18 protein-coding genes are annotated in these 26044 nt (G+C 64.6%); 7 read left to right on the top strand and 11 right to left on the bottom strand.

The window, feature by feature from the left end; genetic code table 11:
- Positions 1–14: 14 nt before the first annotated feature.
- The 7 genes from LYSCAS_RS05545 to LYSCAS_RS05515 form a co-directional block, all read right to left on the bottom strand.
- Entirely contained in the window at positions 15–1616 is a 1602-nt protein-coding gene (locus tag LYSCAS_RS05545) for a serine hydrolase (RefSeq protein ID WP_213436500.1), read from the bottom strand.
- A gap of 31 nt (positions 1617–1647) precedes the next feature.
- A complete protein-coding gene (locus LYSCAS_RS05540; protein WP_213436498.1) occupies positions 1648–2760 on the bottom strand; it encodes a YkvI family membrane protein in 1113 nt (370 codons plus the stop codon).
- Positions 2757–3770, bottom strand: coding sequence for a DUF1611 domain-containing protein (locus LYSCAS_RS05535; RefSeq protein WP_213436496.1), 1014 nt, complete (start codon positions 3768–3770; stop codon positions 2757–2759). The genes LYSCAS_RS05540 and LYSCAS_RS05535 overlap by 4 nt, the downstream gene beginning before the upstream one ends.
- A gap of 20 nt (positions 3771–3790) precedes the next feature.
- On the bottom strand, positions 3791–6115 hold the full coding sequence (locus LYSCAS_RS05530) for a TonB-dependent receptor (RefSeq protein WP_213436494.1): 2325 nt from the start codon (positions 6113–6115) through the stop codon (positions 3791–3793).
- An 89-nt stretch (positions 6116–6204) separates the two neighbouring features.
- Positions 6205–7512, bottom strand: coding sequence for a peptide MFS transporter (locus LYSCAS_RS05525; RefSeq protein ID WP_244858679.1), 1308 nt, complete (start codon positions 7510–7512; stop codon positions 6205–6207).
- Positions 7509–8525, bottom strand: a complete 1017-nt coding sequence (locus LYSCAS_RS05520; protein WP_244858677.1) for a dipeptide epimerase — start codon at positions 8523–8525, stop codon at positions 7509–7511. Before LYSCAS_RS05520 ends, LYSCAS_RS05525 begins: the two co-directional genes overlap by 4 nt.
- 53 nt (positions 8526–8578) lie before the next feature.
- Positions 8579–10618: a serine hydrolase domain-containing protein gene (locus tag LYSCAS_RS05515; protein ID WP_213436492.1), complete on the bottom strand. Its 2040-nt coding sequence runs from the start codon at positions 10616–10618 to the stop codon at positions 8579–8581.
- A 190-nt stretch (positions 10619–10808) separates the two neighbouring features.
- Between LYSCAS_RS05515 and LYSCAS_RS05510 the strand changes: the two genes are divergently transcribed.
- Positions 10809–11456 carry a helix-turn-helix domain-containing protein gene (locus LYSCAS_RS05510; protein WP_213436490.1) on the top strand — a complete coding sequence of 216 codons (648 nt, stop codon included), beginning with the start codon at positions 10809–10811 and terminating at the stop codon, positions 11454–11456.
- A gap of 10 nt (positions 11457–11466) precedes the next feature.
- On the opposite strand, the gene LYSCAS_RS05505 is transcribed toward LYSCAS_RS05510, so the two are convergent.
- Together LYSCAS_RS05505 and LYSCAS_RS05500 are read right to left on the bottom strand one after the other, a co-directional pair.
- On the bottom strand, positions 11467–11790 hold the full coding sequence (locus tag LYSCAS_RS05505; RefSeq protein WP_213436488.1) for a low molecular weight protein tyrosine phosphatase family protein: 324 nt from the start codon (positions 11788–11790) through the stop codon (positions 11467–11469).
- On the bottom strand, positions 11790–12350 hold the full coding sequence (locus tag LYSCAS_RS05500; protein ID WP_244858676.1) for a pseudouridine synthase family protein: 561 nt from the start codon (positions 12348–12350) through the stop codon (positions 11790–11792). The genes LYSCAS_RS05505 and LYSCAS_RS05500 overlap by 1 nt, the downstream gene beginning before the upstream one ends.
- A gap of 59 nt (positions 12351–12409) precedes the next feature.
- Here LYSCAS_RS05500 and LYSCAS_RS05495 point away from each other — a divergent pair, with 59 nt between their 5' ends.
- Positions 12410–14512 carry a TonB-dependent receptor family protein gene (locus tag LYSCAS_RS05495; protein WP_213436484.1) on the top strand — a complete coding sequence of 701 codons (2103 nt, stop codon included), beginning with the start codon at positions 12410–12412 and terminating at the stop codon, positions 14510–14512.
- A gap of 55 nt (positions 14513–14567) precedes the next feature.
- On the top strand, positions 14568–16049 hold the full coding sequence (locus tag LYSCAS_RS05490; protein ID WP_213436482.1) for an alpha/beta hydrolase: 1482 nt from the start codon (positions 14568–14570) through the stop codon (positions 16047–16049).
- A gap of 885 nt (positions 16050–16934) precedes the next feature.
- On the opposite strand, the gene LYSCAS_RS05485 is transcribed toward LYSCAS_RS05490, so the two are convergent.
- Together LYSCAS_RS05485 and LYSCAS_RS05480 are read right to left on the bottom strand one after the other, a co-directional pair.
- Positions 16935–18125: a nucleotidyltransferase domain-containing protein gene (locus LYSCAS_RS05485; protein WP_213436480.1), complete on the bottom strand. Its 1191-nt coding sequence runs from the start codon at positions 18123–18125 to the stop codon at positions 16935–16937.
- A gap of 24 nt (positions 18126–18149) precedes the next feature.
- The gene (locus LYSCAS_RS05480; protein ID WP_213436478.1) at positions 18150–19307 is read right to left on the bottom strand and encodes an HNH endonuclease; all 1158 of its coding nucleotides are present in this window, start codon (positions 19305–19307) and stop codon (positions 18150–18152) included.
- Between the two features lie 55 nt (positions 19308–19362).
- On the opposite strand from LYSCAS_RS05480, the gene LYSCAS_RS05475 reads away from it, so the two are divergent.
- Genes LYSCAS_RS05475 through LYSCAS_RS05460 form a run of 4 tightly spaced genes read left to right on the top strand, consistent with a single transcriptional unit; the run spans position 19363 to position 26029 of the window.
- Positions 19363–19962, top strand: coding sequence for a restriction endonuclease subunit S (locus LYSCAS_RS05475; protein WP_244858674.1), 600 nt, complete (start codon positions 19363–19365; stop codon positions 19960–19962).
- Between the two features lie 16 nt (positions 19963–19978).
- Positions 19979–21490, top strand: a complete 1512-nt coding sequence (locus LYSCAS_RS05470) for a type I restriction-modification system subunit M (protein WP_213436476.1) — start codon at positions 19979–19981, stop codon at positions 21488–21490.
- The gene (locus tag LYSCAS_RS05465; RefSeq protein WP_213436474.1) at positions 21483–22736 is read left to right on the top strand and encodes a restriction endonuclease subunit S; all 1254 of its coding nucleotides are present in this window, start codon (positions 21483–21485) and stop codon (positions 22734–22736) included. The genes LYSCAS_RS05470 and LYSCAS_RS05465 overlap by 8 nt, the downstream gene beginning before the upstream one ends.
- Positions 22733–26029: a type I restriction endonuclease subunit R gene (locus LYSCAS_RS05460; protein WP_213436472.1), complete on the top strand. Its 3297-nt coding sequence runs from the start codon at positions 22733–22735 to the stop codon at positions 26027–26029. Before LYSCAS_RS05465 ends, LYSCAS_RS05460 begins: the two co-directional genes overlap by 4 nt.
- Positions 26030–26044: the final 15 nt, after the last annotated feature.

Genomic DNA, 26044 nt, shown 5'->3' with positions numbered 1-26044 from the left:
GCGGTGCGATGGGCTCAGTCCGCGCGCACGGGCGCGAACTGCAGGTCCTGGTAGTCGAAGCTGAAGTCCGCGATCGGCGAGATGGCCTTCATCGTCACGCGGTCGATCTTGCCGTCGGCACCGAGGCCGAAGGTGACATAGGCCGGTTCGATGTTCGGGTCGTCCCAGATCGCGCGGAAGGTGTCGTGGTGCGCGTGTTCGAGGCGCCCGACCATGCCCGGCGTGCGCGTGAAGTCGATGCGCAGGCCGCCCTTCTCGTTGCGGATGTCGATCGGGCCGTACCAGGCGTCCTTGTAGCGGCCCGCGTAGTCGGCGATCGGCAACGAGGCCTTGCCCGGCGCGGCGCCTTGTTCCTTCGCGCTGGCATCGAGCGCGGCGACGCCACCCTGCATGCGCGTGTTGGCGAATTCGTCGAACGCCGCCATCCAGTCGGTATCCGGTGCGTCGAGGTAATGATCGACCAGCTCCATCGCGATCGCGCGCATCACCTGGAAGTCTTCGGCGTTGATCTGCACGGTGATGCCGATGTTGCGCTCCGGGATCAGCACGACGTAGGTCTGCACGCCGAACACCGCGCCGCCGTGGTCGATGAGCTTCGCGCCGCGATAGTCGCGCACGCTCCAGCCCAGCGCGTAGGACGAGAACTTCGGCGAGAACGGCGCGAGCTTGCCGGGGTACGCCGGCGTGGGCGTGAGGACCGCGGGCGTCCACATCTGCTGCGACTGCGCTTCGCTGAAGACCTTCACCTGCTTGCCGTTGGCGTCGGTCCACGTGCCGTGGCCGAGCTGCACCAGCATCCAGTGCGCCATGTCGTTGGCGCTCGACGACAGGCCACCGGCCGGCGCGGCGTTGTCGCCGAGCGTCTTGCGTTCGTCGAGCACGCGCTGCTCGCCGAGGCCGCGCACGCGGCCGCCCAGGCGCGCATGCGGCCACGCGCGGTTGGGATTGGCGAAGCGCGCGGACTGCTCGGTCACCGAACTCGTCATGCCCGCGGGCTTCAGCACGCGCTCGCGCACGAACACTTCCCACGTCTGCCCGCTCACTTCCTCGATCAGCTGGCCGGCAACGGCGTACAGCAGGTTGTCGTACGCATAGCCGCTGCGGAAACTCGTCGCGGGCTTGATGTAGCGCAACGCACGCACCGTGTCGGCGCGGCTGCGCGAGGAGCTCGGCACGAACATCAGGTCACCCGCGCCCAGGCCCAGGCCGCTGCGATGCGTGAGCAGGTCGCGCACCGTCATTTCGTTGGTGACCCACGGGTCGTACATGCGGAACCACGGCATGTGGTCGATGATCTTGTCGTCCCACTTCAGCTTGCCGTCGTCGACCAGCACCGCGATCGCCGCGGTGGTGATCGCCTTGCCGGTCGAGCCGGTGGGGAAGATCGTGTCGGCGTCCACGCGCTCGGGCGAGCCGAGCTTGCGCACGCCGTAGCCCTTGGCGAGGACGACCTTGCCGTCCTCGACGATCGCGATCGCCATGCCGGGCACGCCGTGCGACTGCATCGCGGTCTGCACTTGTGCATCGAGGTCGGCCGGCTGCGCGGCAAAACTCGCGTTGGCGACCACCAGCATGGCGGCCATCGCGAGCGCGGTCGGGACGAGACGTCGAAGCATCACGGCGTTTCCTTTCATTGGAGTGTTGGGATCAGGATTGCGGCGCGGGTACGACGCGCGGCGCGCGCTGGCGCAGGCGCCAGAGGCCGACGGTCAGCAACGGCACCACGTAAACGACGAGGAACAGCCACGCGAGCGCGCGATACCCGCGCGCGATGAGGTCGACCAGGCCGAAGCGTGCCGCGATGAAGATGGAGCCCACGAGCAGCGCGCCCGAGATGGCGAGCCGCGCGCGCTTCGGCAAATCGCTTGCGCGCCGCGCCTGCCACGCCACCGCGATGCGCTCGTTCATCGCATGCACGCAGGCGGTGCCGCTTTCCAGCAGCGCGCTGAAGATCATGGCCTGGAAGCACAGGTGGAACAGCGGCATGCCAAGCTGCCGCAGCATGAAATCCGACGGCAGCGCTTCTGCGCCGATCGCCGGGTACCACGCGATCATGCAGGTGAAGAACAGCAGGCCCGGCAGCATCGCGAGCGGGCCGGCGAGCACGCCCGCGACCACGGCATCGCGCCGCGTCAGGAAATGGCGCGCCAGCGGCAGGATCATCACCGCGCCGACGATGTTGTAGCCCGCGTACGTCAGGCCGCCCGACAGCCACCCGTCCGTGGGCACCGGCGTGGCGAATTGCTGCGACGCCTGGTGTCCGAACTTGAGGATCGTGAACAGGAAGAACAACACGTACACGCCGTACAGGAAGAACGACACCCACTTGAACAGGCGCTCGACCGACTCGTTGCCGTACGCGGTGAACGCGCCGATGCCCGCCACCAGCAGCAAGGTGCCCACCAGCGTGTGCCACCCGAACATCGCTTGCCCGATCGCGCCGGCCGCCGCGCCGAAGACGGCGAGGATCAGCACGATGAAGATGAGATAGGCCAGTTCGAACACGAACGCGAACGGCCCGAGCAGCGACGCGAAGAAGCTGCGGTAGTCATGACTGCGCGTCGCATGCGCGAACGCGAAGGTGAGCGCGCACAACGTACTCCACGCCAGCATCGCGACGACGATGCCCGCCATGCCGCCCTGCGGCCCGCTCGGGATGAAGTACTCCGCGAGTTCGCGGCCCGTCGCATAACCGCCACCGATCACCGCGGCCTTGAACGCCAGCCCCGGCAGGATCCAGCGCTGGAAGCGGGAGCTCATGCGAGGCAGGCTTTGACGAGGCGTTCGAACGCCTTGCCGCCGCGCATCGGATCGCCGACCGGCATGCCGAGGCGTTCGCTTTCGCGATCGAACAGGCGCAACGCCGCACCGGTGTCCATCTTCGCGGTGTTGAGGCTGACGCCGGCACAGCGGATGTGCGGCGACGTGCGCGATCCCAAGCGGATCGTGAGATCGATGACGTCGAGCACGTCGGGCACCGCGAAGTCCGGATGCCCTAGCACGCGATCGCGTCCCGGTTCGTGGCACACGACGAACACGTCGGGCTGGCTGCCATGCAGCAACGCGAGCGACACGCCTGCGTACGCCGGATGCAGCAACGAGCCCTGGCCTTCGATCACGTCCCAGTGCGTCGGGTCTGCATCCGGCGTCAGCAGTTCCGCCGCCCCCGCGGCGAAATCGGCCACCACCGCATCCATCGGAATGCCACCGCCGGCGATGAGGATGCCGGTCTGTCCCGTGGCACGGAACGTCGCGGCTTCGCCATGCGCCTGGAAGGCGCGCGCGAGTGCGAGCGCCGTGTACTTCTTGCCGAGCGCGCAGTCGGTGCCGACCGTCAGCAAGCGCCGACCCGTGCGTCGCCGGCCCGAGGCCACCGGGATCTTCGCGGGTGGTTCGCGCACATCGATCAGGCGCCGCCCGTATTGCATCGCGGCATCGCGCAGCACCGGGATGTCGCGCAGGCGGGCGTGCATGCCGCCGACGAGATCGAGCCCGGCCTGCATCGCTTCGAGCAGGGCGCCGATCCAGGTTTGCGGGATGAACCCGCCCGCATTCGCCACGCCGATCACCATGGCCCGTGCGCCGGCGTTGCGCGCCTGCACGGGGGTCAGGAACGGCAGGCCCGTGCTGACCGTGGCGCCCGGCAGCGAGAACTCGCCGAGGCAACGTTGCGGGGACCAGTCGCGAAGACCGAAAGCGGTCTTCGCATAGCCGGGTTCCGTGGTTTCGCCGAGGAACAACAGGTAAGGCTGGGGCAACAGGACGTTCATGCGGCGATCTTCTTCGAGGCTCAGAAGCGGTAGTCGACCTCGAGCCCGTAGGTGCGCGGCATGATCGGCGTGGCCGCGGTGTGGTGCGTGACGCCGGTGACCTGGTTGGTGATGTCGCTCATCGTCGAATACGCGCGTTCGTCCGTTGCGTTCTTCATGTAGCCGCGGATCGACCAGTGCTGGTTGGAGAAGGACAGGTAGAGGTCCAGCGCCGAGTAGCTGTCGATGTCGAGGCCGGGCGTGATTTCGGTGTCGAGCACCGTGCTGCCCACCGCGACGACCTGGCGCTGCGTGGTGGCCGTGACGCGATCGTCGACGTAGCGGAAACCGCCGCCGACGTTCATGCCCCAGTCGCCGGAGAGCGGAAGGTAGTAATCCGCCGTCGCCGACCACGTGAGGTCCGGCACGTAGGGCATGCGATCGCCCTTCAGGCCCGTGTTGATCAGCACGTTGGCGCCGCCGCCGGCGGGCACGGTGATGAGCGGGAAGTCTTCGTCGATCTTCGAATCGTTGTACGCCGCGTTGACGCCGAGCGTGAGGCCGTCGATCGGGCGGAACATCGCCGCCACTTCCAGGCCCTGGCTCGTCGCTTCGCCGCCGTTGACCAGGCCGCTGACGCCGTTGACGAGCGAGGCGACCTGGATGTCCTGCCAATGGATCTGGTAGGCCACGACATCCAGCAGCACGCGGTTGTCGTCGAACGCGGACTTCATGCCGAGCTCGTAGCTGGTAAGCGTGGAGGAATCGACCTGGCGCGGCAGGCCGTTGGCGACGATGTTCGGGCCGCCGGGCTGGTAGCCCGTCGAAACCTTGCCGTACACCATCACGTCCTTGTTGACCTGGAACTGCGGCGTGAGGCTCCAGGTGAACACGTCTTCGCTGGAGGTGTTGAACTCGGTGCCGATCGGCGCGAGCAGGCCGGCCACGACGTCCTGCGTGAACTCCTGGTCGTTCGACGCCCAGCGCACGCCCGCGCCCAGCTTGAACTGGTCGGTGAACTTGTACGCGCCGTTGGCGAACACCGCCTTCTCTTCGTACGTGCTCGGCAGGTACAGGTCGCCCAGCGAACCCACGGCCGCGGCGAACGGCGGCGGCAGCGGCTGGCCGTTGCGCTGGTTGAGCGGCACGAACTGGTGGTTGTCGCCGCGCTCGTCGTCGTAGAAGCCGCCGACCAGCCATTCTAACGCGCCATCGCCCTTCGACATCAGGCGGAATTCCTGCGTGAACTGCTTCAGCTGCAGGTCGTTGGTGAGGTACGCGCTGCCGGGCGGCAGGCCGAACAGCGTGGTGAAGTCGCCGTAGGTCAGCGTCTGGTCGGTGGTGATCGAGGTCTTGACGTCGGAGTAGCTGGTGGCCGACAGGAAGTCCGCGAAGCCGGCGTCGTAGTCGACGGTGAGCGCGTAGTTCTCGATGTTCTTCTTGAACTTTTCATCGACGAACACGAAGTTGGAAAGGCCCGAGATCGGCTCGTGCGACACCGGATCCAGCGCGATGATCGCGTTGTTCGGGCTGTCGATCTGCTGCTTCATCACGCTGAACTGCACGCTGGCCTTGTCGTTCTTCCAGAGGAACGAGGCGCGGCCGCTGCCCTGCGAGGAATCGTTGATGTCCTTGCGGCCGTCGACGAAGTTGTCGACGTAGCCGTTGGGCTCGTTGCTGGCGAAGCTGGCGCGCAGCGCGACGCTGTCCTGCGCGAGCACCAGGTTGCCGCCGATGCGCCAGTTGATCGACGCGCCGTCCGCGCCCTGCGTGTCGGCGATGCCCATGCCGACGCGGAATTCGTTCTGCGTGGTGTCGGGCTTCTTCATCACGTACTTGATCAGGCCGCCCATCGCGCCGGCGCCGTACAGCGTGCCCTGCGGACCGCGCAGCACTTCGATGCTGTCCACGTCGTAGGGCAGCAGGTCGAGCGCGAACAGCGTGGCCTGCTGGTAGAGGTTGTTGGAACCGATCGGCGTTTCGTCGACGTAGGTGCCGACGGTGGACCCCGACGACAGCGGCGCGATGCCGCGCATCGACACCTGCGTCTGGCCCGGCGAACCCGAATCCTGGACCTGCAGGCCCGGCACGTAGTTGGCGTAGTCCGACATCTGCGTGGCGTTGATGTTTTCCAGCTGCTGGTCGGTCAGCTTGGTCACGGCGACGGCGACTTCGCGGATGTTTTCCTCGCGCTTGTTCGCGGTGACGGTGACGACGTCCAGTTCCTGCGGCGTGGCCGTCGGCTGCTGCGCGGTGGCGGGCGCGGCCTGCTGCGCCAGGGCCGGCCCGGCGATGCCGAAGGCCAGCGTGAGTGCGATCGCGGACGTGAGCGTGTGGCGGCGCATCGGCGCGCGGTGGTGGTGCATGTGCATTCCCTATCTCCCCAGAAGGTGTGCTGTGACCTTTTCAGGATGTAAGCATCCTGATCGGAAAATTGTCAATCCATCAAGGATCGTTATTGCGACCGCTCGTCGGGGCTGCGGCCATTCATCACTTCGGCACGCACGACGGCGGGATGGAGCAGGCGCAACAGGACGCCCGCGAGTGCGGCGACGCCGGCCATGACGCCGAAGAACGCGCTGTGCGTCATCGCGCTCCACAACGTGCCCAGGCCGCCGGCCAGCAGGTTTCCGCCGAAGGACGCGAAGTACCAGGCGGCGATCGACGTCGCGGCATAACCCGCGGGTGCGAGGCGCGCGAACAGGCTCAGCCCGATCGGCAGGATGAAGAGCTCGCCCGCGGTGAACAGGACGAAGAACGCGGCCAGCCACACCCAGTGCGCGTGGCCTTGCGCGCTCGCATCGACGAGCGCGAGCAGCAGGAACGCGATCGATACGCCGAACGCGCCCATCGCCATCTTCTTCGCGGGCGCGGGTTCGTGGCCGGCGCGCGCCTGCTTCGTCCACAACGCAACGAGCAACGGCGTGAGGAAAATGACGAGCAGCGGATTGAGCGACTGGAACCACGTCATCGGGATGAGGAAATTCCCGGCGTGGCGATCCAGCCCCACGTCCGCCCACAACGCGATCGTGTTGCCCGATTGTTCGTAGGCGCCGCGGAAGACCATCACGCAGATCGCCACGGCCGACAGCGTGAGGATGCGTTGCTTCATCGCGGCGAAGGGCATGCGTTCGGCGGGCGCAAGGTCCTGCGCCTTCGGGCGTTCCGGCGGCAACCACTTGCCGCCGAGCGTGTAGATCGCCAGGCCCGCCAGCATGCCGACGCCCGCCGCGCCGAAGCCGTAATGCCATCCGTACAGTTCGCCCAGCGTGCCGCACACCAGCGGCGCGAGCAGTCCGCCGACATTGATGCCGACGTAGTAGAAGTTGTAGGCCGAACCGCGGCGCGGATCGTCCTTCGCATACAAATCGTCGATCTGGCTCGGCAGGCTCGGCAGGAACAGGCCGTTGCCCAACGCGATCGCCGCGAGCGCGAAATACAGCAGCGATTCGGACGCCATCAGGAAATGGCCGAGCGACATGATCGCCGCGCCGATGATCACCGACCGCTTGCGCCCCAGCCAGCGGTCGGACACCAGGCCGCCGAGGATCGGCGTGAAGTAGAACGTCGCGATGTACGCGCCGTACACCATCGAAGCATGCTGCTGCGAGAACAGCAGCTGCTTCGTCATGTAGTACACCAGCAGCGTCCGCATGCCGTAGTAGGAGAAGATCTCCCACATCTGCGTGAGGAACAGGATCGCCAGGCCCGGCGGCTGTTTCAGCCAGCTGGCCCCGGCGACCCGCTGCGTCGTTGCATTCACAGCAGCACGTCCGGCGAACCCCACACCGACGCGGGGCAATCGACGTAGCCGTCGAAATACACCACGCCCGGCGAACGGTCGCGTTGCAGGAACAACGGGCCGTCCAGGTCGACGATGTCGCAGAACTGGCCGAGCAGGAACGCCGGCGCCATCGCCAGGCTCGTGCCCACCATGTTGCCGACCATCACCTTCAGGCCCATCTCCCGTGCGCGCTGCGCCATCAACAGGCCTTCGGTTAGGCCGCCGCACTTGTCGAGCTTGATGTTGACGACATCGAACCACTGCGCGCGTTCTTCCAGCTCGGCGAGCGACAGGATGCTTTCGTCCGCGGCGATGGGCACGACGCGATCGATGCCGTCGAGCTCGCGTTCGCGGCCGCGGCGGCAGGGTTGTTCGAGCAGTGACACCTTCGCCTCGACCAGCGCGGGCAACAGGCGTTGCAGCGTGTCGGGCACGTAGCCCTGGTTGGCGTCGACGCCGATCCAGGTGTCGGGACGCACGGCGCGCACGGCCTGCAGGCGCGCGATGTCGAGGTCGACGTCGCCGGTGAGTTTCAGCTTGATGGCGCGTGCGTGCGTGTAGCCGAGCGACTTCTGCGCCATCACCTCGGGCGCATCGGCGCCGACGGTGAAAGTGGTGGTCAGCGGCTTCGGCTTGCCCATGCCGGCGAGTTGCCACGCGGGCATGCCGGCCACGCGTGCTTCGAGTTCCCACAAGGCGCAGTCGAGCGCATTGCGCGCGCCGCCGGGTGGGAGGAGTTCGAGGAGGTCTTCGCGCGTGAGGCCGTCCTCGATGCGATCGCGCATCGATTCGAGCGTGCGGAGCATGTCGCTGGGTTCGTCGCGCGTGTAGTACACGCCGGACGCTTCGCCGCGGCCGATCGCGTGGCCCTGTTGCAGGCTGACGAGCGTGACGGGCGAGGCTTCGAACACATGGCCGGAGATGCGGAAGGGTTCTGACAGGCGCAGCAGTTCATTCCGCAGCACCAGCTTGACGCGGTCGGTCTGGATCACGATGGAGTCCCGGAAAAAATGCGCGGCGGCGTGAACCGCCGCGCGGGGGTACGTCAATAGTCGGCGGAGAAGCCGAAGACGTGGCAAGCGAATCCGATGAACAGCAGCGAGAGGAAGGCGGCTGCGACCACGACGGCCCACAGCTTCGCCCACTTCCTGCGCGTGCTGGTCAGCACCTTCCAGGCATTCCACACCGCGATGACGGCGCCGATCGGCAACAGGATCGTGGTGAGCGAGCGCAGCGCGACGATCATGCCGTCCTGCGCGGGCGTCATCAGGTCGAAGTTCGACAGCATGGCGACGACCAGGCCGAACATCGCGCCGAACGAGGCGAGCACCGCGAGCGAGGCGATGCGGATCCAGCGATGCGCGCGCGCATCCTGGCCCGCCAGCGCGTAACGCACGCCATAGTGGCGACGCACCATCGCCGACACCGGCCAGGCGAGCACGGTGAGCAGCAGCACGACGAGGCTGCCGACGAGCATCGTCAGGAACACCGGCGGCGTCTGCCAGAACGCAGCGCGCTGGAACACCATGATCGAGGCATACGGTTCGGCGCTGAAGCGTGTCACCTTGCCGTCGACGACGTCGGCCGCGAGGCGATCGCCGCCGTTGGTGTCCTGCCACAGGAACGGGCTGATCTCGCGCCACTTCTTCGGGGCGCCGCTGTAGCTGGCGAACATCGGGACGCTGATGGTGCCGTCTTCGTTGGCGGTGACCTTCGTCTGGCCAAGCATGTAGACGAGATTCATGAAGTTGGAGTCGGCGCGGCGGCTGCTGTTGTACGAGCCGGCCATCATCTGTGCGTGCTGCTTGGCGGTCTTTTCATCGACGCCAGCGGCTTCCGGGGCCGGGGTCTTCGGCGGCAGGTAGCGGTTGACGAAGGCGGTGACCAGGCCGTCGCGGATCAGGCGGGCGTGGCCTTCCTTGCCGGAGCTGTTGGTCGAGACGTAGATGCCGATGTTGTCGTCGAGGAACAGCTGCAGGTCGCTGTGGAACCACTGCGTGTCGCCGCCGTGCGCGATCGCGCGGTGGCCGTTGGCGGTGGTTTCGTAGAAGCCGAGCATCATCTTGTTGAGCGGGCCGACCGACTGCTGGCCGGTTTCGTGCATCTCGCGCGCGGTGTCTTCGCGGAGGATGCGCTGGTCGCCGAACGCGCCGTTCTGCAGGTGCGCGATCATGAAGTTGCCCATGTCCGCGCCGCTGGACGTCAGGCTGCCGGCGGGGGCGAGGTTGATGTACTCGTAGGGCTTGGCCTTGCCGTCGGAGGCGGTGTCGTAGCCCTTCGACGTCATGTCGTGGAAGTTCTTCTGCACCGGCTGGCTGAAGGACGAATGCTGCATGCCCAGCGGCGCGAAGATGTGGTTGGCCACGTACTTGTCGAACGGTTCGCCCGACACGCGCTGCACGATGTAGCCGGCGATGGCGGTGGCGTAGTTGGAATACGCGGGCGTGGTGCCGGGCGCGTAGATGCGCGCGGGGATCCAGTGCTTGAGCGTGGCGTCGAGCGGCAGGATCTCGCTTTCGTTGTTGGCGATCAGGCCGCGGATCACCTCTTCCATGCCGGAGGTGTGGGTCATGATGTTGCGCAGCGTGACCGGCTTGCCTTCGTACGGCGGGATCTTGAAGTCGATGTACTGGTTGACGTCGGCGTCCAGGTCCAGCTTGCCCTGCTCGACGAGCTGCATCACCGAGGTCCAGGTGAACAGCTTGGAGATCGAACCGGGGCGGAAGAGCGTGTTGTCGGCGTCCACCGGCGTGCGCTTGGCGACGTCCGAGAAGCCGTAGCCCTTCTTCAGCAGCACCTTGCCGTCCTTGACGACGACCACCACGGAGCCGGCGACGTCGGTCTGCTCCAGCGCGTAGGGCATGAAGCCATCGAGCCAGGCTTCCAGGTCGGTCGCATTCAGGCGCTCGGCCGGCGCGGGCATGGCGTCGGCCGGCGGCGGTGCGGCGGACGTGGCCGGTGCCTGCGGCACCACCGGCGTTGCGGCGGGCTGGACCACGGGCGACTGCTGCGCCATGGCGGTCGTACACGCGAGCCCGAACGCAAGCAGCGCGGCGGACAGCGGACCTCGTTTGATCGGGTGCATCTGGTTCCTCTCCCCTCGAAAATGTCGGTGGCCCCGGGCGCCCCCTGCGCCCAATGAGCCGTTCAGGAGAATAACCATCCTGATCGGAGAATTGTCAACCTACTTTGGTCATGTAGACCTAGAATCTCCCCGAAGCTGTACTTTTGTGGCGCCCCAGGAAGGGGCCCTCTTACCAGGAGCAATGACCGGCATGACCCGACAGCACCCCACCATCGGCAGCCTCCTCAAGTCCCTGCGCGCCAGGAACGACTGGACGCTCAAGGAGATGAGCCAGCGCTGCGGGATCCCGCTGTCCACGCTGTCGAAGGTCGAGCACGACCGCCTCAGCCTCACCTACGACAAGCTGCTGCAGATCAGCCAGCGGTTGAACCTGCGCATGTCGGAGTTGTTCGCCGAAGACGAAGACGTGCACGAACAGGCGATCACCGCGCGCCGCAGCATCGGCCGCATCGACGACGCCGTGCGCGTCACCACGCCGAACTACGACTACTTCTATCTCTGCCCGGAACTGCGCCGCAAACGCATGATCCCCGTGCTCACGCGCGTGCGCGCCAAGAGCATCGAGGAGTTCGGCGAACTCGTGCGCCACCCGGGCGAGGAATACATCCACGTGCTCGAAGGTCGCGCGGAAGTGCACACCGAGTTCTACGACCCGATCGTGCTCGAGGCCGGCGAATCGGTGTACATCGATTCCAACATGGGCCATGCGTACATCGCCGCCGAAGGCTGCGAGGAAGCGCTGCTGCTGGGTGTGTGCTCCAGCGCGGACGAGCAGTTGCTGGAGTCGCTGATGAACATCCACCACGAAGAGACGGTGAAGCTGTCGGTGGTGAAGTAATCGCACCAGCTCAGAGGTGGCGCGGTACCTTCGTTTGCAACAGCGCCACCAGCGCCGGATCCATGTGGGCGTAGTCGTCCGGGATGTCCAGGCACACGATGCGCTTGCCGCCGATGTGCGCGCGGAAGCGGGTCGAGAGCTTCGCGCGATGCATGCGTTCCATGACGAACACGACGTCGGCCCACTGCAGCAACTCGGGCGACAGCGGCGTGTCCGCGTCGTGGTCCAGGCCGGCGGACGCGGTTTCGACGCCGGGCCAGTCGGCGAACACGTGTTCCGCCGTCGGGCTACGCAGCCGGTTGCGGCTGCAGACGAACAGGACGTTGCGGGTCACTAGAACTTTTCACCCGCCGGCAGGTAACGCCAATCGCCGACCGGCATCTTCGCCAGCGGCACCTTGCCGATGCGGATGCGGCGGATTGCCACGACCTCCAGCCCCACTTGCCTGCACATGTCGCGCAGCTGCCCGGACTCCGGGTTCTTGATCGCGAAGCGCAGGCGGATTTCGTTCTGCCAGCTCACCTTGCACGGCGGCAGTTCGCGGCGGCCGAAACGCAGGCCATGGTTGAGCTTGATGAGCCCGTAGGGCGCGATCTCGCCGTCGACTTCGACGATGAATTCCTGCTCGATCCGCTCGATGTCCTCGGTGAGGTGGCGCCAGATGCGCCCGTCCTGCGTGAAGACCATCAGGCCGCTGTCTTCGGTATCCAGCGGCACCAGCGGCGTGAGGCGATGGAAATGCTGGTCCAGCAGTTCGATGCCGGTGGGGTCTTCGCTCCAGCGCGCCGCGGGCTTCACGAGCCCCGCCGCCTGGCGTCGGCCTTCGATGGCATCGAAGCCAACGGGCTTGTGCAGCAGGATCGTGGCGGGGGTGGGGCGCGTGTCGTCTTGCATGGACGGAGCCTGGAGATCGGTGCGTGTAGTGTGGCGGACAACGGATCGGAGGTGATGCGATGACACGTGCGGGCCGCGCGCGACTCCCGGCCGGCGCCCTGCTGTTCGCCTGCCCGCTGGCGGCCTTCGCGCAGGCGACGACGGCGCCCACGCCCGCGATGCTCGATACGGTGGTCGTCACCGCGACGAAGCGCGCCGAACGCAGCTTCGATGTGCCCGCGTCCATCGACGTCGTCGACGGCGCCACGATCCGCGACGGCCAACCCGGCATCAATCTCTCCGAACCGCTGGTGCGCGTGTCCGGCGTGTTCGCGGCCAACCGCAACAACTACGCGCAGGACATCCAGGTCAGTTCGCGCGGTTACGGCGGGCGCGCGACGTTCGGCGTGCGCGGCGTGCGGCTGTACCAGGACTTCATTCCCGCGACGATGCCCGACGGGCAGGGCCAGACGGGGAGTTTCAGCCTGCTGTCGGCGAAAAGCATCGAAGTGCTGCGCGGTCCGTTTTCCACGCTGTATGGCAATGCGTCGGGTGGCGTCATTTCGGTGTTCACCGAAGATCCCGGCGCGTCGCCGGTGGCCGGGTTTGCGCTGAGTGCGGGCAGCGACGCGACCTACAACGCTGAGCTCAAGGCCAACGGTACCGCGGGCAAGCTTGGGTACGTGGTTGCGGCGAATCATTTCGACACCGATGGGTACCGCGAGCATTCCGCGGCGACGCGCGACGTGGTCAACGCGAAGTTCACATTCGCGCCCTCCGCGCGCACGCGCATCACGGTCATCGGAAGTTCGCAGCACCAGCCGGAATCGCAGGATCCACTCGGGCTCACGCAAGCGCAGGTCGATGCGGATCCGCGACAGGCGACATCGGTCGCAACCTTGTTCGACACGCGTAAGAGCGTGGACATGGTGCAGGGCGGCGTCGCGCTGGAGCAGGACCTGCCGGGCGATGGAATGTTGCGCGTCACTGGTTACGACGGACGACGCGAGATCCGGCAGTTCCTCGCGTTGACGGGCGTGGGGGCGACATCGTCGGGCGGCGTGGTGGACCTCGATCGTGATTTCGGCGGGCTGGGCGCGCGCTTGATCCTGCGCGGTGCCCTGGCCGACCGGCCGTGGGTACTGACGCTCGGCGTCGACGCCGACCGCATGCGCGAGACGCGCCTGGGCTTCGTCAACAATTTCGGCGTGCAGGGCGAGTTGCGGCGCAACGAAGACGACACCGTGAAGAGCACCGACGCCTACGCCGAGCTGACGTGGGATGCATTGCACGCGCTGTCGCTTACGCTGGGACTGCGCACCAGTCGCGTGGACTACGACTCGGAGGATCACTACATCGTCGGCGCCAATCCCGACGACAGCGGATCGCGCACGTACCGCGACACCAGCCCGATCGCCGGCCTCGTGTGGCATGCGAGCGATACGCTCAACGTATACGCGAGTTACGGGCAGGGCTTCGAAACGCCGACGCTCGCCGAGCTCGCGTACCGGCCGACGGGGGCGGGCTTGAACCTCGGGCTCGATTCGGCGACGTCGACGTCGTTGGAAGCCGGCATCAAGTGGCTGCCGACGGCGACGCAGCGCCTCAACCTAGCCGTGTTCGGTGCGGACACCGACCAGGAAATCGTCGTCGACACCGCGACCGGCGGCCGCACGACGTATCGCAACGCAGGCAAGACGCGACGGCGAGGATTCGAGGCCGCGTGGGACGCGGACTTCGGCACGCACTTCAACCTGCACGCCAACTATTCGTGGCTTGATGCGACCTTCAGCGAAAGCTTCTCCACCGGATCACCGCCCGTCGTCGTGCCCGCCGGCACGCGGCTGCCCGGCGTGCCGCCGAAACAGGCTTTCGGCGTGGTGACGTGGACGCCGGGGGGTTGGGCCGGCTTCAGCGCCGCGGCCGAAGTGCAGTACGTCGGGCGCTTGCAGGCCAACGATCGCAACACCGATGCCGCGCCGGCGTACACGCTCGGCAACCTGCGCGTCGGCTTCGCGCAGACCGCGGGCAAGTGGACGTGGCGCGAGTACGTGCGCGTCGACAACATCGCCGACGTGGGCTACATCGGGTCGGTCATCGTGGGCGACACGAACGGGCGCTACTTCGAGCCGGCACCGGGGCGGAACTGGTTCGCTGGCGTGAACGTCGCGCTCGCCTTCTAGCGAAAGACGGCCTTGTGCCACCATGCGCCGCATCGGGCGTGGCAGGAGCGGGCGCATGGCGACGATGTGGCGACGCGTGGCCTTCGGTCTCGGCAGGTTGGTGCGCAAGGGCGTCGTGGTGGTGGCGCTGGTCGTGCTGGTGCTGGTGGGACTGCGCGCCTGGCATTCGACGCAGGGGCCGCCACTGCGGCCGTGGCATACCTTCGCGCCGGACGAACCGAGCGCCGATGTCATCGCGCAAGATTCCTGGCAGGCGTACATCGCGGCCGAGAACGCAACGTTCGACCAGGTGCATCGCCGCCTGCAGCGCGAGATGCAACCTGCCGATCGCACGCCGCTGAATCGCTACAACGATGCGAGCAAGGCCTCGCCGCTCGCCTACGACCGCGACTGGAACCGCTCCTTCGTGCTCGAACCCGCGGGCCCGGTGCGCGGTGTGGTGGTGCTGCTGCACGGATTGTCCGATTCGCCGTACAGCATGCGCAGCCTCGCCGAGTTGTATCGACGGCAGGGCTTCGTCGCGTTCGCGCCACGCATGCCCGGCCATGGCACCGTGCCGGCGGGGCTCACGCACGAAGGCCGCGACGAATGGAACGCGGCGGTGGACATGGCGATGGCCGAAGCGCGTCGTCGCGCGGGTGGTCGCGTGCCCGTGCACCTCGTCGGCTATTCGAACGGCGGCGCGCTCGCGCTGCTGCACGTGATGCGCCGCATCGGGCGCGGCGAGGCGAGCGACGCGGACCGCATCGTGCTGCTCTCGCCGATGATCGAAGTCAGCGGCTTCGCGCGCTATGCGGGCGTGGCGGGATGGCCGTCGATGTTCGGGCGCTACGCGCGGTCGGCGTGGCTCGACCAGCTGCCCGAGTACAACCCGTTCAAGTACAACTCGTTCCCCGTGCGCGCGGCGCGCGAGTCGTACCTGGTGACCGACGACCTGCGCGTGGCGATGGACGCGGTGGCGAAGCAGCAACGCATGGACAAGGTGCCGCCGATCCTGGCGTTCCAGTCGGTGGTGGACGACACGGTGACCGCGCAAGGCGTGATGACGCAGTTGTTCGACAGGTTGCCGGACAACCGCAGCGAGCTCGTGTTGTTCGACGTCAACCACAACCGCGTGCTCGGGCCGATGCTGCGTACGGCCGGCAACGAATGGGCGCAGGCAGCGATGCAGGGGCCGGCGCATGCGTACACGCTGACGCTGGTAGGTGCGGCGTCGGATGACGATGCAAACGTGGTGGAACGCACGCGACCGGCCGGTGCGAACGCCGTGCAGGTGCAGCCAATCGGGCTCGCGTATCCGAAGGACGTGTACTCGTTGTCGCACGTCGCGTTGCCGTTTCCGGAGGACGATCCGCTCTATGGGCGGATTCCTTCGGGGCGGAACGTGCTGCAGCTGGGGGCGATCGCGGTGCGGGGCGAGCGCAATGCGCTGGTGATGTCGGAGGCGAGCTTGACGCGGCTGACGTGGAATCCGTTTTACGGATACATGGCGAAGCGCATCGCGGCGGATTTGGTGGGCCACCAGCAACCAAATTGATGGCCCTAAGCTATTGAAACACCGAGATTGAATGAACTCGGAGAATTGGACGTTACTCGCATCCTTACTCGTATCCTTCAACCTACAACAATGGATCGTTGCCTGAGTCCATTGGATCCGTTTCACACGCTACGGAGAAACGCCTCAATTTTTCCGGCCTCGTCGGCCTTGCGTGCGCCAAGAGCGCAGCTTACGGCGCGCCCTCCGCGGTGGCATTTCGGGCGGGTACTCAAGCCTGAATTGATCGCGAAGATGCCGAAAGGAAGACCTCGGCATCCCCTGCCTCAGTTTATCGAGCACAAATCGGTATCGGCACCGTCCCAAACGAACCCTGCAGCCACATGGGCACGAAAGCTTGTTCGCCTCACGCCGACGCCGCGCCAAGGCCTCCAGTGCCTGGAGAACCGCTGCGGAGCGCTCGACGCCCAGAATGGATGAGTAGTCATCCAGAAGCCCGGCCCGCCCGTGGGGCAGTTCGGCGAACGGGTACTCATTGTTTCCCTGCGCACGCCATGTGGCCGCATAAAAGAAGGGGACGACGCAACGCTCCACCAAGGCGACAAGGGACACCGGACGACCGAGAAGCTGCTGAACTCGCCACGGCGATCCAAGGCACAGCGCGCCATTCGGATTAACGTGGTGATCAGAGTCCCGAGGAATTCGCCGCCCTGTTTCGAACACTTCCGGAACGCTTTCCGTAGGACCCAGAGGCACTTCGATGCGAACCGAGTAGCAGTCGTCGACAGGTGGGAATCCGGGCGGCTCGAGTACGAACTCAAGCCGCCCCTCCAGTACGGTCGCATCAGCGCGCATGCTGGGTACGCGACGCAAGCTAGGCCATGCGTTCAGCAGGTCATCAACATTGTCCTGCGAAAAACGCACTACTCAGCGCGCCCACGGCCTGGGCGGCGCCTCGGCAGCCGCAACCACACGGACAGGCGCTTGGGCAGGCGCGGCCCCGTAGCCCAGACGCCGCAACGTGTCATCCGACAGCTTGACCGCAAGCGCGTCCTCGGCAACCTCCACCATCCGCTGCCGCGACGCATCGCTCATCACCTTAGTGAAGTCGCTGTTCGCCTGCCTCACCCAGTCATGAAAGTTCTTCTTCAACTGGAGGTGAGCGCAGTCCTGCCACCCCCAGCGATCGGCAAAGTTCTCCGCCGGGTTCACCGGGTTGAGAATCTTGTCCGTATCCGAGACCCGGATGCGCTCAAGCTCATCGAGCACGCGCCTCATCGTCTGCGAGAGGGAGTCGCCCACCTGATACACGTGGCCCGCCACGGTAGTCAGGATGATCGATGCCGGCTTGGCGTCCACCAAGTCCTTGAACATCTTGTCCCGGTGGCGCTTGAGCAGCTGCACGACCTGCTGGAGCGGACTCTTGCTGCGATACACAGGTACCGGGTCCACCTGCGCCTCCGCCAGCATGCGCTTCTCGAGAGCCCGCATCCGCGATCTGAACCAGAGCTGGTACCCGCCGGGGTTGCTCGAAGGCCACGCCGCACCGAGTGCGCGATAAGCGGGATTCCGGATGTCCGTGATCCACAAGGCCCGCCTCGCAGCCTCCTGCGCGATGGGACCTTCAACACCCTTCTGCTCCATCAGTTCGCGCAGTTCGCGCCGGCGGAGCTCGTCCGCCCGAATGCCAGGCACCACGTCCATGTGGAAAGGCATGTCATCCCGGTAGCCCAAGCGCCAGCACCGCCTCTTTTCATCAAGCCGCTTCTGGATCTGGCGCGCTACGCGGTAGGCCTCCAGTTCGCCGCCAAGCACAGCTTTAACCTGAGCCTGGCTTTGCGTGTCCCTGGAGATGCCACGCCTCAGCTTGCAGGTGAAGTCGAGGTCGTACTCCTCGCCGTCGTTCACGGGACGGATCGCGGTCCCCAGGGCGAATGAGCCTTGAACGAAGATGTGCGAGTCGTACGGCGCAAGCGCCGACCCGGGACGCCCGATCCACTCGGCGAGATCTTCATAGCGATTCTCCGCGAGCTCGTAGGCGCGCTCGGGGAGATCCACTTCTTCCAGCAATGCGGCAAGGCGGGCGTCGGCGGCGGTAGTTGTGGCGGATGTATCCATGTTGACTCCTAAGGTGAAGGGGCGTCAGCGGCGTGGACCGAGATCCATCATCGGAACAAAGCGGTTGCCGTCGCCCCGGTCATAGATTCGATAGGGATGGGCATGCTGGGTTGAGAGCAAAGCCCCAAACTCGATGGCGATCGCCGCCGGCACGGCCGCGAACAGATGGATGGGCTCGAATGTGCTCGCTTCCAGCTGGCTGAGCTGCGGCTGGAGGGCGCTGCGGAACGAGTCGATCGTGTTCCGGTTCCGCACAAGGGCATATTCCGGCAGCGGCACGGTGAACCGTGCGATGCGCGCGCCGGGCAGCGCCTGGAGAATTGCGTCGTCAGCCAGTTCCGCGGACAGCGCGAGAACAAGCGCGAGTGGTCCGTCGCCGCTCGGTGCCGGCGTGTAGGTCCAGGTCGGAGGCGGTGCATCCGGATCGGTCCAACGCAAGCCTCCGCTGCGATCCTTCGAATACAAGAAGCGATTGCTGCGGTCGCCCAGCTGGCGCCCCACCCGAATCAACGATGGGATGTCCGCGAGCCCGACAACGGCCAGGCTGAGGGGATCGCCATCGGCGCTCGTGCGCTTGCTCAGACGGTCCCGCAGCTCCTCGTCGATATCCTGTTCAACCGCACACCAGTACAGATCGTCGCGACCACGGTCACCTGGCCGGCGAAGCTTAAGAACATGGATCGGTCCTTCGGCCCATAGCCCTTCGGACAACATCGCATCCGCGAGATCCCTGGCCCGAACGACGTTCTCCGTCGCGAAATGGCCGCCCAACACGACCAAACCGGTAGCGCGCTGGGTTTCTCCCCGCCGTGCCGCAAATCGGACCCGCTCCACGTGATCCCGGTGCTGGCGCGACAAGTCCTCCAGCGGATACCCATCCGCGTCGATATCGATTTTTTCGTGACACGACGGGCACAGCAGCATCAGGTTGCCCGGGTCTGCCGTAAGGCGCTTGGCAGCGTCTTCGTCGTGGCCCAGCGTCGCGCGCGGGCCCTGAGGACTGGCCGGCAGAACATGGGCAACTTCGGCCCAGCGGAAGTTCTTGCCGGTTCGGAAATCCTGGGTGACGTCCGCGCCACACTGCTCGCAATGGCCTGCGGCCCGAACCCAAACCAACTGCCGGACCGGCTCAGGGGTCGAGAACCGTCCGGCCTTCTTATCGGCTTTCTTCACAGGCGCCACTGCACTTTCCTTGCATCATCGGCAATGGCGCATTTGTACTTGACAGCGATCGGTCGTGTCAAGCAATCTGCGCATCATGGCAAATGATGCTCTTCTAAACGAGATCGCTGACGTCCGGCTGGGGCACCCATTCCGAGGAGCGGTGCCGCAGGTCGAGGGGGGCAGCGCCCGCGTGGTTCAGATACGTGACTTAAGCCGCCACGGTCTCAGAGACTGCGACGCCCTCCTTCGCACCGAACTGGAAGGCCGAAAGGATCCTGACTGGCTGAAGGACGAAGACGTGCTCTTCGTGGCTAAGGGCTCCAATGCCTATGCCGCCCCGGTCCTTCGCGCGCCCGAGCGAACGGTCTGCTCTCAACACATCTACGTAGTGCGGGTGAAAGAACCCGGCTACGTGCTTCCGGCGTTCCTGGCCTGGCAACTCAATCAGCCACCGGCCCAGCGCTACCTCCGCCAATCGGCGGAAGGCAGCCACCAGCTCAGCGTGCGTCGCTCGGTACTCGATGCAACACAAATCCGAATTCCTCCGCTCGAGCAGCAACGTGTTGTTGTCGACCTCGAACGGCTAGCGCGCGCGGAGCGCGAAGCAATGCAATCACTCATCAAGAACCGGGAAATGGAGCTGGCGATCCTCGCCGAGCGCCTCCTCGCCTAACGACATGGAAACCCGAATGAACACGACCGACCTCACCCAGGACACCATCAACGCCGCCGTCTGGTCCGCATGCGACACCTTCCGCGGGACGGTGGACCCCAGCATCTATAAGGACTACGTCCTGACGATGCTGTTCCTCAAATATGTATCCGACGTCTGGCAGGACCATTACGACGAATACAAGGCGCAGTACGGCGACCACCCGGAGCTGATCGAGGAGATGCTCAAGAACGAGCGCTTTGTCCTGCCAGCCAGCGCCAACTTCTACGCGCTTTACGACAAGCGCCACAGCCCCGGAAACGGCGAGCGCATCGACAAGGCGCTGCACGCCATCGAGGACGCCAACATCGGCAAGCTGCGTGACGTTTTCCAGGACATCAGCTTCAACTCCAACAAGCTCGGTGAGGAGCAGCAGAAGAACGACATCCTTCGCCACCTGCTGGAGGACTTCGCCAAGCCCGAGCTCAACCTTCGACCCAGTCGCGTCGGCCAGCTGGACATCATCGGCAACGCATATGAGTTCCTGATCAAGAATTTCGCTTCCACCAGCGGCAAGAAGGCCGGCGAGTTCTACACCCCGCCCGAAGTTTCCACCCTGATGGCGCGGCTGATGACACCTCAGGAGGGCGACGAGATCTGCGATCCCGCGTGTGGCTCCGGCTCATTGCTGATGAAATGTGGCCGCCTGGTCCGCGAGCGCACGGGCTCCCGCAAGTATTCGCTCCATGGGCAGGAGGCGATCGGCAGCACCTGGGCGCTGGCTAAAATGAACATGTTCCTCCACGGCGAGGACAACCACCGCATCGAGTGGGGCGACACCATCCGCAATCCCAAGTTGCTCGACGGCGCAAACGGCCTGAAGCACTTCGACATCGTCGTAGCCAATCCCCCTTTCTCGCTGGAGAAGTGGGGCCACGAAGCTGCCGATGCCGACCCGTTCGGTCGTTTCCGTCGCGGCGTGCCGCCGCGGACCAAGGGCGACTACGCCTTCATCCTGCACATGATAGAAACCATGAAGCCGCGTAGCGGCCGCATGGCCGTGGTCGTGCCGCACGGTGTGCTGTTCCGCGGCGCCGCCGAAGGCCGTATCCGCAAGCAGCTGATCGACGAAAACCTTCTCGACATAGTGATCGGCCTGCCGGAGAAGCTGTTTTACGGCACCGGCATTCCCGCCGCTATCCTGGTTTTCCGCAAGAAGAAAGCGGACGACAACGTGCTGTTTATCGACGCAAGCCACGACTACCAAGACGGCAAGAACCAGAACTTCCTGCGCGAGACGGACCTGCAGCGAATCCTTCACACCGTTGAGGCGCGTAAGAGCGTCGATAAGTACGCCTACCTTGCGAGTTCAGACGAGGTCGCGGAGAACGACTACAACCTCAACATCCCGCGCTACGTCGACACGTTCGAGGAAGAGAAGGAGATCGACCTGATGGCTGTGCGCCGCGAGCGCTCGCAGCTCAAGGCCGAGTTAACTAGGCTGGAGGAGCGGATGGCCGGCTACCTGAAGGAACTCGGCTATGAGTGACCGGGCGCCGCTGCGCAAAGATCAGGAGGCAAGAATACTTCCTGAAGGTTGGCGCAGTCTCTTGCTCGAAACTGTTGCCAGGCGCAAAAGCGGCCACACACCGGACAAGGAGTCCCCCGCGTACTGGAACGGCGGGATCAAATGGGTGTCTCTTGCCGACTCATCGCGCCTGGACAAAGGCCTAATTTACGAAACTAACAAGGAGATTTCCGAAGAAGGCATCAAGAATTCTTCGGCTGTTTTGTTGCCAGAAGGCACTGTCGTTCTCTCGCGAGACGCGGGTGTTGGAAAGAGCGGTGTCCTTGCGTCATCGATGGCTGTGAGCCAGCATTTCATCGCGTGGGATTGCTCCAAGTCAAAGGACATCCACAACTGGTATCTGTATCACTGGCTGCAAAGGAGAAAGCCGGAATTCGAACGCGTTGCGGTGGGGTCCACAATCAAGACGATCGGACTGCCTTACTTCAAAAAGCTAGCAATTACCGCGCCTTCTATTTGGGAACAAGAGCGAATCGCGGAAATTCTGACGACGTGGGATTCCGCGATCGCCACTTCCGAGCTCTTGCTTTCCAATAGCAAAAAGCAGAAAAAAGCACTGATCGAACAATTTGTGCGCAGATCGGATGGGTGGAAATCAGAGCGACTGGACGAGATCGCCACACGGGTTCAACGCGCGTCAGATGGTAGCGACAACCCGGTGCTGATGATTTCTGCCGCCACAGGCTTTATTCCTCAAAGTGAGATGTATAGCCGGTTTATGGCGGGAAAGAGCTTGGAGAGCTACATCCTTCTGCAGCAGGGTGAGTTCGCCTATAACAAAGGGAACTCCAAGACCTACGAATTTGGCTGTATCTACCCTCTTGATGGCTTCAAGCAAGGGCTCGTTCCTCACGTCTATATTTGTTTCGTAATGGACGAACGTGCTTGCTTTCGCCCGTTCTACAAATACCTGTTCGAGTCCGACTATCTTCATGACCAGCTTGGATCTTTGGTCAACACAGGCGTTCGAAATAATGGATTGCTCAACATTCGCCCGACAGATTTCATGAGCATGACCGTTCCTGTACCGCCCATGTCGGAGCAAAAACGCATTGCGGACATTCTTGATACAGCGAGCGCGACCGTCCGAGAACTTGAACTGAGCATCGAAAGACTTAAAGTTGAAAAGGCGGCGTTGATGCAGCAACTCCTCACCGGCAAGCGTCGCGTACGCGTGCCGCTTCCCACGGAGGCACAGCCTGCATGAACGACAGCGCTCCCGACACGCGCGAGCAGGCCAGCGCGCAGATCCCCGCGCTGCACCTGCTGGCCAACCTCGGCTGGCGGTATTTGGGCGCCGCCGACTGCCTAGCCCTGCGCGGCAGCACTCGAGACGTTCTTTTAAAGCCGCGGCTGATCGAGGCACTGAAGGCGCGCCGCTTCGAATACAAGGGCGAGCAGTACCCGCTCTCGCCCAGCGCGATCGATCAAATGGTCCGCGAGCTGTCCGCCCTGCCGTTGGGCGAGGGGCTGCTGGTAGCGAACGAGCGCCTGTACCAATTGCTGATTCTTGGTATCACAGTCACCGAGTTCATGCCGGACGGCAAAAAGCATCTGCCGACTATTCCGGTGATCGACTGGACCGACCCCGCCACCAACCTGTGGGACGTCACCGAGGAATGCGAGGTGCTGTCCACCCAGGGCACGCACCACCGCACGCCGGACATCGTCTGCTACGTCAATGGCCTGCCACTCGTAGTGATCGAAGCCAAGCGCCCCGAGTCCGGTCACGCTGGCAAGGCCATGGTGACCGAGGGCATCAGCCAGCACCTACGCAACCAGCGCCAGGACGAGATTCCACAACTGTTCGCCTACGCGCAGCTACTGCTCTCGATCAGCCTGACCGACGGACGCTACGGCACCACCCATACGCCAGCCAAGTTTTGGGCGCGTTGGCGCGAAGAGGAGTTCGACGAAGCACACCTCACGGCAATCAAGAACTACACCCTACCGAGCAGCACCCTGGACGCAATACTCCGCGATAAGCCGGGCCGGGTGCGCGGCTACTGTGAGTCACTGTGGTCCCAACCCTTGCTGCCTACCGACCAAGACCGCCTGCTGGTGGGCCTGTTGACTCGCGCGAGGCTCCTCGAGTACCTGCGCTGCTTCGTTCTGTTCGACCGCAAGGTCGGCAAGGTCGTCGCGCGCTATCAGCAGTTCTTCGGCATCCGCGCGCTGCTGGCGCGGATCAGCCAGATCCGCCCAGATGGAGGTCGAGAGGGCGGCGTGCTCTGGCACACCACCGGCTCAGGCAAAAGCTTCACCATGGTTTTCCTGACCAAGGCGTTGCTGCTGGATACGGCTCTGAAGGAGTGCCGCGTCGTCGTGGTGACCGACCGCGTCGACCTGGAGACGCAGTTGTCGCGCAATTTCATCAGCGGCGGGGCGTTCGGCTCAGCCATCGCCACAAAGAAGGAAGGCGAGCGCAGCAAGGCGACGACCGGGCGCGACTTGGCCCGCCGTATCGGCCATGGAACCGAACGAATCACGTTCTCACTGGTGCAGAAGTTCAACACTGCATCGAAGCTGCCCGAGTGCCGCAATGAATCGGCTGACCTGATCGTGCTGGTGGACGAGGGTCATCGCAGCCACGGCGGCGAGACCCACGAGCGCATGCGGAGGGCTCTGCCCAAGGCCGCGTATCTTGCATTCACCGGCACGCCGCTACTCAAGGACGAAAAGACCGCCAACAAGTTTGGCCCCATCGTCCACGCTTACTCGATGCAGCGCGCGGTCGAGGACGAGACCGTCGCGCCGCTTCTGTACGAAGAGCGCGTACCCGAGCTCGACATCAACGAGGCGGCAGTTAACCGTTGGTTCGACAAGATCACTGCCGGTCTGTCCGACGCGCAGAGTTCAGATCTCAAGAAGAAGTTCGCCAGCAAGCGCGCCATCTACGGCGCGGCGAACCGCATCGAGTTGATCGCCTGGGACATCGCCACGCATTTCAACGAGAACATCAAGCAACTCGGCATGGGACTGAAGGGGCAGATTGCCACCGACAGCAAACTAGACGCCATCCGCTACAAGCGGGCGCTCGACGAAACCGGACTCGTCAGTACTGCGGTCGTCATCTCTCCACCCGACACCCGAGAGGGCAACACCGAGGTGGACGAGGAATCATTGCCCGAGGTGCAGCGGTGGTGGAAGCAGAACATCATCGACCGCAAGCTTGACCCGGAGGGCTATGAGAAGGACGTCATCCGAGACTTCGGCAGCGACGACGCGCCCGACCTCCTGATCGTCGTCGACAAACTGCTCACCGGCTTCGACGAACCGCGCAACACGGTTCTCTACATCGACAAGCCCTTGAAGGGCCACAACCTGATCCAAGCCGTTGCTCGGGTCAACCGACTGCATGATGCCAAGCGCTATGGCGTCCTGGTGGATTACCGCGGCATTCTCCCGGAGCTCGACACGGCCGTTCGGGCATACCAAGACCTGGAAGCCCAGACCCAGGCCGGCTTCGATCTGGCCGATCTCGAAGGGCTCTATCAATCCATCAGCACCGAGTACAAGCGCCTTCCGGGCCTGCATGACCGCGTCTGGTCCTACTTTAAGGGCGTTTCCAACCGCAAGGATCTCGAGCAGTACCGACAGGTCCTGAGTCCCCGCTTCGTCACAGGCGAGGACGGCGAGGAGTACGACGAGCGCCAGAAGCTGCGCGATGACTTCTCCATAGCCTTGACCGAGTTCGGCCTGTGCCTGCAGATGGCCCTGTCGTCGCGCGGCTTCTTCGAGGACGCTAGCTTCTCCGAGACAACCATTCGTCGGTACAAAGACGATCTGCGCTTCTTCTCCAGCCTTCGTCGGATCGCCCGGCAAGATGCCATGGAGACGGTCGACTACAGCGTCTATGAAGAACAGATCCGGCGACTGGTCGACAAGCAGGTCATCGGTACCGAAGTTCGGGAACCGGAAGGCGTGTACCTGGTGCATGAGTTGGGCAAGCCCGAGGATCCAGAGGGCTGGACCGAGGAAAAGACTCGCAACGAGACCGATCTGATCCGGACGCGTATCCGCAAGACCATCGAGCAGGATCTCGCTGGCGATCCCTACGCACAGAAGGTGTTCGGTGAACTGCTACGCCAAGCGATCGCTGAAGCCGAAGCGATGTTCGATCACCCGCTGAAGCAATACGCCCTGTTCAAGAAATTCGAGGATCGCCTGGAAGCCTTGCAGGTACCCGGGATACCGAATGGTCTGGAGACCAATCGGCAGGCCAAGGCCTACTACGGCGCTATCCGTCTTGAGCTTGGCGACGAAAAGATTGGCGCCATGTCTGAGGCCGAGCGCGCCAGTCTGACTGATCTCTCGCTGGAGATCGACACCGTCGTCCGTGACGCAGTCGCCGAGAACTCCCTTAATCCGCAGAGCATCGAGTCCGCGATCCGTAAGAATCTGCTGCCCAGGCTGTTCCAGTTGATCGGGCTTGATCATGCCCGCGCCGTGGTGGAGCAGGTGGTGCAAATCACCCGGATCGGGCTCAGCCGCGCATGAAGGAGGCGCAGACCA

The organism is Noviluteimonas caseinilytica (genome assembly GCF_018406605.1).
Lineage (GTDB): Bacteria > Pseudomonadota > Gammaproteobacteria > Xanthomonadales > Xanthomonadaceae > Noviluteimonas > Noviluteimonas caseinilytica.
The sequence above is the reverse complement of the archived record's forward strand: the minus strand, read 5'-3'. Positions and strand labels throughout refer to the sequence as shown.